Source organism: Pantoea sp. PA1, from assembly GCF_056856975.1.
Genome location: NZ_JBXGEE010000006.1, coordinates 43611 through 56397, shown reverse-complemented (window position 1 = coordinate 56397; position 12787 = coordinate 43611). Strand labels below are relative to the sequence as shown.

The 12787-nt window shown below is 58.7% G+C and carries 14 protein-coding genes; 7 read left to right on the top strand and 7 right to left on the bottom strand.

Translation table 11 applies throughout. The annotated features are described in order from the left end of the window. Positions 1–166 precede the first annotated feature (166 nt). Both mchS3 and AC1V0D_RS18940 read left to right on the top strand, forming a co-directional pair. Positions 167–583 carry an MchS3 family protein gene (mchS3, locus tag AC1V0D_RS18945; protein WP_482907879.1) on the top strand — a complete coding sequence of 139 codons (417 nt, stop codon included), beginning with the start codon at positions 167–169 and terminating at the stop codon, positions 581–583. Beyond that, complete coding sequence (locus AC1V0D_RS18940; protein WP_111208014.1) at positions 580–783, top strand: hypothetical protein; 204 nt, start codon at positions 580–582, stop codon at positions 781–783. The genes mchS3 and AC1V0D_RS18940 overlap by 4 nt, the downstream gene beginning before the upstream one ends. 110 nt (positions 784–893) lie before the next feature. Here AC1V0D_RS18940 and AC1V0D_RS18935 read toward each other — a convergent pair whose 3' ends face one another. From AC1V0D_RS18935 to AC1V0D_RS18920, 4 genes are all read right to left on the bottom strand, one after another. Next, complete coding sequence (locus AC1V0D_RS18935; protein WP_482907878.1) at positions 894–1919, bottom strand: LacI family DNA-binding transcriptional regulator; 1026 nt, start codon at positions 1917–1919, stop codon at positions 894–896. 65 nt (positions 1920–1984) lie between these two features. Further along, the gene (locus AC1V0D_RS18930; RefSeq protein WP_482907877.1) at positions 1985–2965 is read right to left on the bottom strand and encodes a LacI family DNA-binding transcriptional regulator; all 981 of its coding nucleotides are present in this window, start codon (positions 2963–2965) and stop codon (positions 1985–1987) included. Between the two features lie 136 nt (positions 2966–3101). After that, entirely contained in the window at positions 3102–3764 is a 663-nt protein-coding gene (locus AC1V0D_RS18925) for an OmpA family lipoprotein (RefSeq protein WP_482907876.1), read from the bottom strand. Between the two features lie 109 nt (positions 3765–3873). Then, positions 3874–4440, bottom strand: a complete 567-nt coding sequence (locus tag AC1V0D_RS18920) for a DNA-3-methyladenine glycosylase I (protein WP_482907875.1) — start codon at positions 4438–4440, stop codon at positions 3874–3876. Positions 4441–4592: 152 nt separating this feature from the next. On the opposite strand from AC1V0D_RS18920, the gene AC1V0D_RS18915 reads away from it, so the two are divergent. The 5 genes from AC1V0D_RS18915 to AC1V0D_RS18895 all read left to right on the top strand — a co-directional run bounded on the left by AC1V0D_RS18915 (position 4593) and on the right by AC1V0D_RS18895 (position 8790). After that, a complete protein-coding gene (locus AC1V0D_RS18915; protein ID WP_009088245.1) occupies positions 4593–5279 on the top strand; it encodes an autotransporter in 687 nt (228 codons plus the stop codon). A 75-nt stretch (positions 5280–5354) separates the two neighbouring features. Next, a complete protein-coding gene (locus tag AC1V0D_RS18910; RefSeq protein ID WP_046100897.1) occupies positions 5355–6035 on the top strand; it encodes a hypothetical protein in 681 nt (226 codons plus the stop codon). A 111-nt stretch (positions 6036–6146) separates the two neighbouring features. After that, a complete protein-coding gene (dnaT, locus tag AC1V0D_RS18905; protein WP_009088241.1) occupies positions 6147–6683 on the top strand; it encodes a primosomal protein DnaT in 537 nt (178 codons plus the stop codon). Then, on the top strand, positions 6683–7423 hold the full coding sequence (gene dnaC, locus AC1V0D_RS18900; RefSeq protein WP_009088239.1) for a replicative helicase loader DnaC: 741 nt from the start codon (positions 6683–6685) through the stop codon (positions 7421–7423). Before dnaT ends, dnaC begins: the two co-directional genes overlap by 1 nt. A gap of 236 nt (positions 7424–7659) precedes the next feature. Beyond that, the gene (locus AC1V0D_RS18895) at positions 7660–8790 is read left to right on the top strand and encodes an ROK family protein (protein ID WP_482907874.1); all 1131 of its coding nucleotides are present in this window, start codon (positions 7660–7662) and stop codon (positions 8788–8790) included. Positions 8791–8808: 18 nt separating this feature from the next. On the opposite strand, the gene xylR is transcribed toward AC1V0D_RS18895, so the two are convergent. The 3 genes from xylR to AC1V0D_RS18880 form a co-directional block, all read right to left on the bottom strand. Further along, positions 8809–9987 (bottom strand): D-xylose utilization transcriptional activator XylR, encoded by a 1179-nt coding sequence (gene xylR / locus AC1V0D_RS18890; RefSeq protein ID WP_482907873.1) that lies wholly within the window; start codon positions 9985–9987, stop codon positions 8809–8811. A 93-nt stretch (positions 9988–10080) separates the two neighbouring features. Then, the gene (gene xylH / locus AC1V0D_RS18885; protein ID WP_009088234.1) at positions 10081–11265 is read right to left on the bottom strand and encodes a xylose ABC transporter permease XylH; all 1185 of its coding nucleotides are present in this window, start codon (positions 11263–11265) and stop codon (positions 10081–10083) included. After that, complete coding sequence (locus tag AC1V0D_RS18880; protein WP_046100894.1) at positions 11258–12778, bottom strand: xylose ABC transporter ATP-binding protein; 1521 nt, start codon at positions 12776–12778, stop codon at positions 11258–11260. Before AC1V0D_RS18880 ends, xylH begins: the two co-directional genes overlap by 8 nt. Positions 12779–12787 lie beyond the last annotated feature (9 nt).

The following is a 12787-nucleotide window of genomic DNA, read 5'->3' as shown; positions in this document are numbered from 1 at the left end:
AGTCATCGTTACTGAAAAGCGTTAGCGGGATTAATGCAAAAACGGATCGGAAAAAACCAAAACCGTCATTTTATGATGCTGTTAAATTTAATTCCCTTATTTCCATCCTATTATTGCTCAGCGTCATTTATAGTCGGTAATAAGATAGCAAACGGAGGTTTTGCAAATGAAATGGATTTTAATAACACGATTACTTGCTTCAGGATTAACAACGGTTTCAGCCCAATCCGATCAGGACATAGAAAAGGAACTCTCCACTGCCACTCTATTTTCGATGGGCTTCAATGGATTTATTACGAAGGAAATGCCGCAACAACTGACATACGAAAAAACTTTAAAAGATAACAACTCCGTAAAGATATTTGAAAGTGTGATGGAATCTGCAACCGCCACGCCTGAAGGTAAAGCCTGGGCGGCATGCGGTCTTTGGCAGAAAAAAGAGATAGACAAAATAAAAGTAAGAAAAGAATATAATAATCTGCCTGTAACGCTATTAACGGGCGACATCCTCAGGCAGGAATCCTTAGAAAAGATTATCGAAAATATACGACTACACGGATGCAAATTAAGGAGATCGAAATGAGAAACATAGATAAGTCAGAAGCCGAACGCGTTGCTGGCGCCGTGAATATGAGTGATTCAGGCGAGCCAGAAAAAAACTTTATTATCTTCGGGGGAAGCCCGGATGAATGGTTTGATAATATAAAAGTTTTCTCGACACCAGGCCCAGGCCCTCTCAGCGTGTGTGCTGTTAATTTAACTCTCTCCGGCCTGCCTTTGTAAGCCAGTAAGAAGCCTGTCCTGAGCAGGCTTCTTTCGTCCCTTTCGACAATACCTTAACGGCACACTCTCTGATTTGCCCGCACAGCCCGAAGTAAGAACAAACCTGCACCTCAGGGAAGCGGCTGGCTGGAGCCGCGAACGATCAGTTCGCCGGAGAACACCTGTTCGGCAACCGGCAGGTCACTGCCATCAATACGGGCAATCAGTCGCTCCAGCGCACTGAAGCCAATCTGCCAGGTCGGCTGTTTCAGCGTGGTAATCCCGACACCGGCCAGCGCCGCCCACTCCAGCTCATCGAAACCGAGCAGGCCGATATCGCGGCCCCACTGCAGGTTGAGTCGCTGCAGCGATCGCGCCACCTGCAGCGTCAGCGCCCCGTTGGCGACCATTACCGCACAGCGTTTGCCCGCATGCTGCTGATGGAATGCCAGCAGCGCCGCGTCAAGCGCATCGGGCTGATGCAGCACCACTTCCACATTCTGATGCTCAACCTGCGGATGCGCCACCAGCAGATGGCGAAACGCCTGCAGACGCTCGCGGCGCGTATTGACACTGCCCAGCGGCTCACTGAGAAACATCAATACCTCATAGCCATTGTCGACCAGATGGCGCGTAGCGGTTTCGGCGGCTTCGGCGTTGTTCAGGCCCACCACATCGCAGGGAAAATCGGGGATTTTGCGGTCAATCAGCACCATCGGCAGCAGGGACTGCTGCAGATGATTCAGCACCTCTTCGCGCATCCCGACCGCATTAACCACGATGCCTTCAACCTGATAACTGCTCAGAAGCTGGAGGTAGTGCTGCTCCAGATCCACTTCGTTGTTGGTATTACACATCAGCAGCGTAAAGCCCTGCTCACGACAGGCGGCTTCAATGCCACTCATGACATCGACGGAATAGGGGTTGGTGATATCGGCGATAATCAGCCCAATCAGGCGCGTACGCCCACGTTTCAGACCGCGTGCCATCTGGCTCGGACGATAGCTGAGGTCCGCTATCGCCTGTTCAATCCGCGCTTTCAGATCGGCGGAGAGCAGATGCAGTTCACCGTTCAGATAACGTGAAACGCTGGTTTTACCGGTCCGAGCCGCGTGAGCAACATCGCTGATGGTGGCGCGAGGCGGCCTGGTTTTCATGAGATATCCTGCAAAATTATAAATTCGGCAGAGACTAGCACAAGCGCAGCCCGGAGCAAAAAGCGCTACGCCGGTAATTGCAGCCAGGGCTGCCACAGGGTCTGTAACGTCTCCGGCGGCGCACCCTCGATCAGCCGGACAATCATCTCCGCCACCTGCTCTCCGGCCTGATGTGGCGTTGCCTGACGAATCGCGACAATGGGATGATCGAGAATCGCATCCCCCGGTAATCCCTCCCAGCCTGCCAGCAGGATGGCATCCTCACCCGCTGCGCGTCCGGCCTGATGCAGCGCCACAGCCGCGCCTTCCGCCAGCGCACCACAGTCGGTGATGATCACCTCCGGCATCGGCCCCTCTGCCAGCCACTGCCGGGTCTGCTGATAACCGGCACGGCGCGTCGGTGCCACTGCCGCCATCGCATAAGGCGCGAGATCACCCAGCGCCGTCAGATAGCCCTGACGCCGGTCGCGCGCGCGGCTGCTGTTCTCCTCACTGCCAAGCCAGGCGATCCGCCGCCGTCCCTGTGCCAGCGACCACTCCACCGCCAGCTGCGAACCGGCAAGGTGGTCAACATCAAACCAGGCATAGGTGGCGGGCAGATCGCTGCGACCCAGCGTCAGAAAGCGAAAATCGGTCTGCAGCAGCGCATGAAGCCGACAGTCATCTGGCCGGGTGTGGCCGATAATCAGGGCATCGACAGCCCCGCTGCGCAACAGGCGGGTGAGCGCCGGAGGATTCTGCTGCTTATCTGTCAGCAGCAGCAGATTAATATCATAACCGGCCAGGTGATGCTCCAGTGCCAGTAACATATCGCTGAAATCGCTGCCACTCAGAGAGGAAGCCCCCGGCGGACAGACCAGGCCCACCGCGTTAGCGCGACCGGTTTTCAGCCGTCTGGCTGCCGCATTAGGCCGGTAGTTGCGCCGTTGCGCCTCCGCTTCGATGCGTTTACGCGTCTCCTGAGCGACATCCTGGTAACCATTGAGGGCGCGGCTGACGGTGGTGACAGAGAGACCTAAAACCGCCGCGATGGCTTTAAGAGACATAGGGGAATTTCCACTGATCAATTTTTGATCAGGCTACCATAAAGCCTCTGCTGGCTCTATCCACAGAACGCTTTCTGGTGCTTTTAACGTGAGACTTTCCAGAAAAAAGGGCGCCCCCGAGAGGGGGCGACCACGGTTAGCCCAGCGGGGTGAGTGTGATCTCAACGCGACGGTTTTGCGCTTTGCCGGCTTCGGTGCTGTTGGTGGCAACCGGGTTATCCGGGCCTGCACCCTGCGTACGCAGGCGATCGCTGGCCACGCCCTGCACGATCAGCGCGCTGGCGACACTTTCAGCACGCTGCCGAGAGAGACGCATATTCAGCGCACGGGTGCCGGTGCTGTCGGTGTAACCCACGACGTTTACCGCCGTTTTTGGATACTCTTTCAGCACCATTGCAACACCGGTCAGGGTGTTCGCGCCTGCGGGTTTCAGATTGCTGCTGCTGGAGTCGAAGGTGACATTGTTAGGCATGTTCAGGACGATGTTATCGCCATTACGGGTCACGCTGACGCCGGTGCCGCGCATCTTGTCACGCAGTTTCGCTTCCTGCACGTCCATGTAGTAGCCCACGCCACCGCCCAGTGCCGCGCCGCTTGCGGCACCAATCAGGGCACCTTTACGGCGATCTTTCTTCGACGATGAAAGCACGCCGACACCGGCACCCACTAATGCGCCCAGGCCCGCGCCTACGCCTGACTTACCCGCCTGTGATTCACCGGTGTAAGGATTGGTGGTGCAGCCAGGCAGGGCCAGGCTGCCGCTCAGTAACAGGGTGATCGCGATTAATTTCTTCTGCATTTTTGTTCCCTTACAGTCGAGACACAGGGGAAAACCTTCCCCATAAGTGGCACGATTATGCCGCCTGTGGAACAGGGATGTATGAGGAAAAATCCTGATTTATGGAGAATCAGCGGGTAATGGCATCAGGATGGCAGAAACAGTTGCTCTGATGATCGTTTATCAGCCCGCAGGCCTGCATAAAGGAATAGCAGATTGTCGGGCCGATGAATTTAAAACCACGCTGCTTTAACGCCTTTGAGAGCGCAATGGCCTGCTCTGACGTGGTGGGGGCCAGGCTGTAGTTGGGATAATGGTGAACGATTTGCACGTTATCGACAAATTGCCAGACGAACTGGCTGAAATCCTCACCTTTCGCCTCCATTTCCAGGTAAGCGCGGGCATTCGCGATAATGGCGGCGATTTTGCCGGGATGGCGGATAATGCCGCTGTTCAGCAGCAACTGGTCGATCGCTGGCGCGTCCATCTGCGCAATCGCCTGCGGATCGAACTGGTGAAACGCCGCGCGATAATTTTCCCGCTTTTTCAGCACGGTGATCCAGGAGAGTCCCGCCTGCTGTCCTTCCAGACAGAGCATCTCAAACAGCGCACGCTTGTCTCTCTGCGCCACCCCCCATTCCCTGTCGTGATAAGCCAGATAGAGGGGATCCTGTGTTACCCAACCACATCGTTGCATCGCTTTGTTCCTTTTAACGAGAATATTTTAGCGGTCCGCTTGATCTTAAAATTAATCGGTTGATAGTTAAACGATCAGCGGTTAAATAACAGAGACAGCGCGAATTTTAATTACGACGCCGGATAATAACTTCAGCCTTGCCTGGAGAAGAGATGTCGCCGAAAAGCGGTTGGAAAGGTCTGAGAACCTGCTGTGCTGCATGGCTGTTAATCTTAATGGCACCGGCTTTTGCCCGGAGCGGCCTCTCTGCGCCGCCGCACGCCGACTTTCTGCCGGACTACGACACGATACTGGCAGAGAAGATCGCGCTGACGCCCCTCACCTTCAGTGACGAAAACCGCGCCCTGTTTGAAGCCGCCATTAACTCTCCCACCGCCTCACCCATCGCGCTGCACAGTGAAACCGGCAGCGCAGGCACCACCCCGCTGGGAAAACGCTACCGGGCTGGCGTGGATATGCCTGTTGCGCCGTCGCTCACCACCGGGCCGGTGGCGCAGTATGCCGTCGATCCGCAACCCATAAACTGTCTGCAATGTGACTACAGCGATCAGCAGAGTCGCGAGCAGAGTGCCAGCGTCGGCTGGCGCATCGATTCGCAGCAGGGATGGATATCGCCCTGGGCGCAGCTCAGCTATCGCTATCTGCTGGCGGAGACGCCCCAGACTCCCCGCCGCGAGGCGACGAACGGCCCGGATCAGAGCGAGGGCATCGACCTGAGTATCGGGGCGCAGCTGCCGCTGAACGACAATCTGGCGGCTTTCGCCTCATTTTCACAAAACGAAGCGCTGAATAATCAGGAACAGCAACTTTACAGCTTCGGCTTCAGCGCCAGCTTCTGAGCGGGGCATAAAAAGAGAAAGGCGGTCGGGCGTTTAAAATATAATGAGCCTGCTAATCATTATACTGGTAACACTATGCGCAACGATCTCACTCTTATTGGCCGCGAAATCGCGGTTTTTCTGCTGGCAGCGCTGTTTCTTGCCCTCACCATCGTTCCTGTCTACATCGACGTCGCCTGGATGAACGACGCACTGCATGAGACCTCATTGACCGAAACCACTCAGGAAGTGATGCTGGCGACCATCGCCGCACTCTTTTTTATCGCGGCCCGACGCCGTCCCGATCAGCGCGGGGCGCTGACCCTGGTCGCCGGTTTTTACGCCTGTATGCTGATCCGTGAACTCGACTTCGTGTTTGATGCCATTCAGCATGGCAGCTGGGTCTGGTTTGCGCTGGCCGTCACCGCGGGCTCACTGGCCGTTGCGCTGCGCACGCCGAAAAAAAGCGTGCATGCGCTGGCTGCCCTGGTGCAGCACCGCAGCTGGCCTGTAATGGCCTCCGGCTTTTTAGTGGTGCTGGTCTTCTCCCGACTGTTTGGTGTGCATGTGCTGTGGCAGCATCTGATGCTGGGGGATTACAACCGGGTGGTGAAAAACATGGCCGAAGAGGGGACTGAGCTGCTGGGATACAGCCTGTGCTGGCTCGCCTCGGTTCGCTATGTATGGCAGACCCGCCCCGCCGCAGCTGCCCTTACCGTGCGCGCACCGGAATCTGTACCGGCCCGCCATGCCACGTCGCCGGTGACCTCGCACTGACCCGCACTCCTGCTTTTTAAGCGATCCCCTCCGTTAAAAAAGGTACAATAACCCCTTCTGCGCCGGCGACAGGTTCCCGGCGCAAGGTGTTCGTTAACCTCAGGTCTTTTCATGTCAGCTAAAATCTTAACTTCAACGCTCATTGGCCTGGATGCCTTCCGACAGGATCCGCTGACTGCCCTGCAGCAGGCGGAAAAGGGCACGCTGGCGGTGTTAGATAACTATGCGCCGGTGATGTATGCCATCACCCCGGCGCGTCTGGCCGAGCTGCTGGCGCTGGAAGCTGCCGCCCGGCAACCGAATGATGTGGCGCTGGATGACAGCCTGTATGACGATGCGCCCGCCGCGATCCACACACCGGCCGGGAAGTTCGCCATGTATCCGGGCTGGCAGCCGGATGCCGACTTTACGCGCCAGGCCGCGATCTGGGGCGTGGCGCTGGCTGAAGCCGTCACGCCGGGCGAGCTGGCGGCCTTTGTCGCCTACTGGCAGGCGGAAGGCCGGATGTTCCATCATGTCCAGTGGCAGCAGAAACTGGCGCGCAGCATCCAGATGAACCGCGCCGCAAATGGCGGGCAACCGAAGCGTGATATCACCCAGTTGCCCGATCCTGACCGTACCATTCCCGATGGTTTCCGAGGTGAATGATGAAAACGCCAAACGATCTCTTTAGCCGTCTGAAAAAAATGATGCCTGAAGGCACCCGCCCCAAATTTGCCAATGGCCAGGAGCTGCTGGCGTGGAATCAGGAGCAGGGTCGCCTGCGCTCAGAGGCGATAGTACGCGAGAACCGCGCCATGAAAATGCAGCGCGTGATGGGCCGTTCCGGCATTCGCGAACTGCATATCAACTGCTCGTTTGATAATTACCGGGTTGAGAATGAGGGCCAGCGTAAGGCGCTGGAGCTGGCACGGCAGTATGCCGCAGAATTTGACGGCAGCATCGCCAGCTTTGTCTTTTCAGGACGTCCCGGCACCGGTAAGAACCATCTGGCCGCGGCGATCGGCAATGACCTGATCCTGCGCGGCAAAAGCGTGCTGATCGTGACGGTCGCCGACCTGATGTCGAGCATGAAGGGCACCTTCAGCGGCAGCAGCGGCATTACCGAAGAACGGCTGATTCAGGATCTGAGCAGTGTTGACCTGCTGGTGATTGATGAGATCGGTATGCAGAGCGAATCGCGCTATGAAAAAGTGATCATCAACCAGATCGTCGATCGCCGCTCCTCCTCCAAACGCCCGACCGGCATGTTATCGAACCTCGACCATGCCGGTATGAATGCCCTGCTGGGCGAGCGCGTGATGGATCGTATGCGGCTTGGCAACAGCCTGTGGGTGCGGTTTGACTGGGAAAGTTACCGCAGCCGGGTGCGCGGCGACGAATATTAATTCCACCGCGCTGATGCCTCTCTCCGCAGGTGCGGCTCTCCTCCCGGGGCCGCACCGCTGCCCTCTCGTTCCCTCCCTCTTATCCGAAACGCGCACCGTTTCGCTTACCCGCCCGCCTGCTGCCGAGGGTTATTCCTGATAGCGAGGTTGTGTGAAACAGCACACAAAAGTGTCAGATCAACGTTTCTCACGGGCTGATACACTGAAATCTGTCTCCTCTGTTGGGTGGATCCGTGATGAAAACAAACGGCAAAGGCCCTGCACTCCTGCGACTGAACAATCAGAAACGGGTAATGGCCCGGTTACGTAAACTGCGCGTCACGTCGCGTCAGGATCTGGCGGAGGCACTGGAACTCAGTAAGAACACCGTCTCGCTCATCATCGATGACCTGCTGGATCAGGGGCTGATTGAGGAGCTGGGACCGGTCAGCGTGGCGGCCGCCGGACGGCCTAAAATCGGCATCGCCCTGCGGCCGGAAAAGCTCAAGAGCGCGGGCATTATGGTGGAACGCAACGTCATCCACTGGCGGGTCTGCGACTACTTTTCGCAGGTGCTGGCGGAACAGACGCTGCGCACCGATACCAGTAACCCGACCCGCCTGCTGGCGGAGCTGGCGATGCTCTGCCGGGAACTGACAGAGCGCTATCCCGATATGCTTGGCTTCGGCCTTGGCTTTCCCGGCATCGTCGATCCCCGCCGTGGCTGGATGCATCTCTCCCTGCCGCTTGAATGGCAGGATGTTGACCTGCTGAGCACGCTGCGCAGACACGTTCGCCTGCCCATCCGCATCATGAACAATGTCAAAGCGGCGGCGCTGCTGGCCGTCGAGCAGCATGGACTCTCCGTGGAGAGCGGGCATTTTTATCTGCGGATTGCCGAGGGCATCGGCGGCGCACTGATCCAGCATGGCGACGTGTTTACCGGGCACAGCTGGACCGCGGGTGAGGCGGGACATCTGATCGTTCAGCCTGGCGGGCCACGCTGCAGCTGTGGCCGGCGCGGCTGTCTGGAGGCGCTGGTCAGCAAACCTGCCGTGAATCAGCTGCTGGCGCAGCATCAGCCTGGCCTGAGCTGGCAGAACCGCGACAGCGCGCCACGCGTGGTGGATACGGTGATGACCCAGGCGGGGGGCTATCTCGGTGCGGCGCTGAGTCAGATCATGCTGCTGCTGAACCCCGCCACCATCATCATTGATTGCCCGTGGAGCGCCAGCGAGCTTTTCTGCAAAGCGGTGCGTGACACGGCGCATGGCAACGCCTTCGCCTTTACCGCCACGCACACCCAGCTGCACTTCCCCGCGACCCGGATTGATCCGGCGAACGGGCTGGCGCTGGCGGTACTGGAGCAGAGTGAGCAGCGGGTGTGAGGCCGCAGAGACTCTTACCTACAACACATTCTCCCCGTGATGCTGCCGGTACTCTTTCGGGGTGGTGTCGTAGCTTTTGCGGAAGACCGAGTAGAAATACTGCAACGAGGGATAGCCGCACATCTGTGAGATCTCATTGATGTTAAGCGAGGAAGACGCGAGCAGTTCGCGCGCTTTTTCCAGCTTTTCGCGGTGGATCATCGCATGAATGGTGTCGCCGGTTTCATCCCGGAAGCGTTTTTCCAGATTGGAGCGTGACAGCCCGACCGCATCCAGCACCTGCTCCACCTTGATCCCCTTGCAGGCATTAAAGCGGATGTAGTGCATTGCCTGAATCACCGCCGGGTCGCGCAGCGAGCGGAAGTCGGTCGAGCGGCGGGCGATCACTTTTACCGGCGGCACCAGAATACGCTGAAGCGGCAGAGGCTGCTTATCCAGCAGCCGGTGCAGCAGCTTGGCCGCCTGATAACCCATCTGCCGCGAGCCCTGCGCCACGGAAGAGAGCGCCACGCGCGACAGATAGCGGGTCAGCTCCTCATTATCAATCCCGATCACCGTAAGCTTCTCCGGCACCGGAATTTTCAGGTGTTCGCACGCCTGCAGCAGGTGCCGCGCCCGTGAATCGGTGACGGCGATAATCCCGGTTTGCGGCGGCAGCGTCTGCAGCCAGTCGGCGAGCCGGTTCTGGGCGTGCTGCCAGTTGGCAGGCGCGGTTTCCATTCCCTGATAGACCACGCCCTGATAGCGTTCGCGCCCCACCAGCTGGCGAAACGCCTGTTCCCGCTCCAGCGCCCAGCGCTTGCCGCTGGAGGCCGGTAATCCATAAAAGGCAAAGCGATTGATCCCCTTCTCTTTCAGGTGCAGAAAGGCTTTCTCTACCAGCGCGGCGTTGTCAGTGGCGATGTAGTGCACCGGCGGATAATCTTGCGGCCGGTGGTAGGAGCCTCCGACGCCCACTATCGGCACGGAGACATTCGACAGCAGGGTTTCGATGGAGCGATCGTCGTAATCGGCGATCACCCCATCTCCCAGCCATTCGCGGATGTTGTCGATGCGGCAGCGGAAATCTTCTTCGATGAAGATATCCCAGTCAGTCTGCGATGCCTGCAGATACTCCCCGACCCCCTCCACAACCTGACGGTCATACACTTTGTTGGCGTTAAACAGCAGGGTAATGCGATAGCGTTTGTCATGCATGGTGGCGCGTTCCCTTAAATGCTCAGCGCATTGCATAGCACGGCTGACAGGGGCAAAAAAATTGTTTGCGCCACAATGTGATCGTCCGCGCGATTACACCCGACGCCGCGTGGCCGTATCCATCCACACCGCCAGCAGCAGAATCGCCCCTTTGACGATGTACTGCCAGAAGGTCGGCACATCCATCATGCTCATGCCGTTATCCAGCGATGCCATGATAAAGGCGCCCATCACCGCCCCCGCCACGGAACCGACGCCCCCGGCCAGACTGGTGCCGCCGATGACACAGGCGGCGATCGCGTCGAGTTCCGCGATGTTACCCGCCGACGGCGAGCCTGCGCCCAGCCGCGAACTGAGGATCAGCCCGGCAATCGCCACCATCACGCCGTTGATGGCAAACACCGCCAGCTTGGTGCGCGCCACGTTAATGCCCGAAAGGCGCGCAGCATCGATATTGCCGCCGATGGCGTAGATACGACGGCCAAAGGCGGTGCGGGTAGCCATAAACATGCCCGCCAGCAACAGCATGACCAGCAGCAATACCGGCGTCGGCACGCCGCGATAGTCATTGAGTAACCAGATGGCCCCCAGCACCAGAATCGCGGTGATCGCCTGACGGCCTACCGTGCCGCTGGCCGCGCCCTGCGGCAGCCCGAGCTGCTGACGGCGCAGCCGCAGACGCCACTGCCACAGCATAAACAGCGCCAGACCGACAAAACCAAAGCCGAAACCGACGCCGTCCGGCAGATAGCTCTGACCAATCTGCGACATTCCCGGCGTAATCGGCGCCACCGTGGTGCCGTCGGTAATCCCGACCAGGATGCCGCGGAACGCCAGCATCCCCGCCAGCGTGACGATAAACGACGGCACTTTGCGGTAGGCCACCCACCAGCCATTCCAGGTGCCGAGCAGCAGCCCCATCACCAGCGTCACCACAATCGTCAGCGGCAGCGGCCAGCCAAGCCAGACGTCGAATATCGCCGCGGCCCCGCCGAGCAGGCCCATCATCGAACCCACCGACAGGTCGATCTCCGCCGAGATAATCACGAACACCATGCCGACGGCCAGAATGCCGGTGATGGCGGTCTGACGCAGCAGGTTAGAGACGTTACGCGCACTGAGCCATGCGCCATCGGTGGTCCAGGTAAAGAACAGCGCAATCACGACAATCGCGCCCAGCATTACCAGCACCTGCAGGTCAGGCAGCGTGAACCTGCCCGGTGACGGTTTGCCCGGCGTGCCGGAGAGGCGGCTTTGGGTACTTTCACTTTTAAGCATAATGTTCACTCCGCAGGGCAGCTTCCATCACCTGCTCCTGAGTCAGGTTATCGTTAACTAAATCGGCTTTGATCTGCCCTTCATGCATCACCAGCACCCGATCGCTCAGGCCCAGCACTTCCGGCAGCTCAGACGAAATCACAATGACGGCGATCCCCTGCTGAACCAGCGCATTGATCAGCAGATAGATCTCCTGACGCGCGCCCACATCGATGCCGCGCGTCGGCTCATCCAGAATCAGGATTTTCGGGTTCAGCAGCAGGCATTTCGCCAGAATGGCTTTCTGCTGATTGCCGCCGCTTAACCGGCCAATCGGCAGTTCTGACGAGGAGGTTTTGACCCGCAGCCGGCCGATCGCGTCGTTGATGGCCTGCTGCTCCTGCGCTTCATCCAGGGTCGAGAGCCGGTGACTGAACTGATCCAGCGCCGCCAGGGTAATATTTTTGCCCACCGCCATCAGCGGCACGATGCCATCCTTTTTGCGATCTTCCGGCACCATCGCGATGCCGTGCGCAATCGCGGCGCGGCAGTCGGTGATGCTGACCTGTTGACCATTGATCCAGATATCGCCCTGCCAGCGGCCCGGCCAGACACCAAACAGACACTGCACCGTTTCGGTTCGGCCCGCGCCCACCAGCCCGGCGATGCCGAGGATTTCACCGCGTCGCAGCGTAAAAGAGACGTTGTTGACGCGGCGGATATGGCGGTTGACGGGATGCCAGGCGGTGAGGTTTTCCACCTTCAGCACCGGGTCGCCGATCTCATGCGGCGCATGCGGATAGAGCGCGGTCAGCTCGCGGCCGACCATCATGGTGATGATGTCATCTTCGCTCATGCCCGCCGCCGGACGGGTGGCAATGTGCTGACCGTCGCGGATAACGCAGATGGTGTCGGAGATCGCCTTCACCTCATTCAGCTTGTGCGAAATGTAGATGCAGGCGATGCCGTGTTCACGCAGATTGCGGATGATACCGAGCAGCACCTCCGTCTCCTGCTCGGTCAGGGAGGAGGTCGGCTCATCCAGAATCAGCAGCCGGACCTGTTTGTTAAGGGCGCGGGCAATCTCCACCAGCTGCTGCTGGCCCAGACCTAACTCCCCCACGCGGGTGGCAGGAGAGACGTTGAGCCCGACCCGCGCCAGCAGCTGCTGGCAGCGCAGGGTCATGGTTTCATCATCCACCATGCCGAACCGGCTCAGTTCGGCACCGAGGAAGATGTTCTCCATCACCGTCAGTTGCCGCACCAGCGCCAGCTCCTGATGAATGATCACGATGCCTTTACGCTCGGTATCGCGAATCGTCTGTGCCTGAATTTCGTCGCCAGAGAAGTGGATCTGCCCCTCGAAATCGCCGTGCGGATAGAGTCCGCACAGGATTTTCATCAGGGTCGATTTGCCTGAACCGTTCTCACCGCACAGCGACATCACTTCGCCCGCCTCCAGGTGCAGGCTGACATCATTCAGCGCTTTCACGGCACCGAAACGCTTGGTGATGTTTTTCATTTCCAGCAGCATCGACTGTTC

Coding starts and splice junctions, on each gene's coding strand:
- xylR (WP_482907873.1), bottom strand. CDS start 9,987: ATGCATGACAAACGCTATCGCATTACCCTGCTGTTTAACGCCAACAAA.
- dnaC (WP_009088239.1), top strand. CDS start 6,683: ATGAAAACGCCAAACGATCTCTTTAGCCGTCTGAAAAAAATGATGCCT.
- AC1V0D_RS18930 (WP_482907877.1), bottom strand. CDS start 2,965: ATGTCTCTTAAAGCCATCGCGGCGGTTTTAGGTCTCTCTGTCACCACC.
- AC1V0D_RS18910 (WP_046100897.1), top strand. CDS start 5,355: ATGCGCAACGATCTCACTCTTATTGGCCGCGAAATCGCGGTTTTTCTG.
- AC1V0D_RS18935 (WP_482907878.1), bottom strand. CDS start 1,919: ATGAAAACCAGGCCGCCTCGCGCCACCATCAGCGATGTTGCTCACGCG.
- AC1V0D_RS18915 (WP_009088245.1), top strand. CDS start 4,593: ATGTCGCCGAAAAGCGGTTGGAAAGGTCTGAGAACCTGCTGTGCTGCA.
- AC1V0D_RS18895 (WP_482907874.1), top strand. CDS start 7,660: ATGAAAACAAACGGCAAAGGCCCTGCACTCCTGCGACTGAACAATCAG.
- AC1V0D_RS18920 (WP_482907875.1), bottom strand. CDS start 4,440: ATGCAACGATGTGGTTGGGTAACACAGGATCCCCTCTATCTGGCTTAT.
- AC1V0D_RS18880 (WP_046100894.1), bottom strand. CDS start 12,778: ATGCTGCTGGAAATGAAAAACATCACCAAGCGTTTCGGTGCCGTGAAA.
- dnaT (WP_009088241.1), top strand. CDS start 6,147: ATGTCAGCTAAAATCTTAACTTCAACGCTCATTGGCCTGGATGCCTTC.
- AC1V0D_RS18925 (WP_482907876.1), bottom strand. CDS start 3,764: ATGCAGAAGAAATTAATCGCGATCACCCTGTTACTGAGCGGCAGCCTG.
- xylH (WP_009088234.1), bottom strand. CDS start 11,265: ATGCTTAAAAGTGAAAGTACCCAAAGCCGCCTCTCCGGCACGCCGGGC.
- AC1V0D_RS18940 (WP_111208014.1), top strand. CDS start 580: ATGAGAAACATAGATAAGTCAGAAGCCGAACGCGTTGCTGGCGCCGTG.
- mchS3 (WP_482907879.1), top strand. CDS start 167: ATGAAATGGATTTTAATAACACGATTACTTGCTTCAGGATTAACAACG.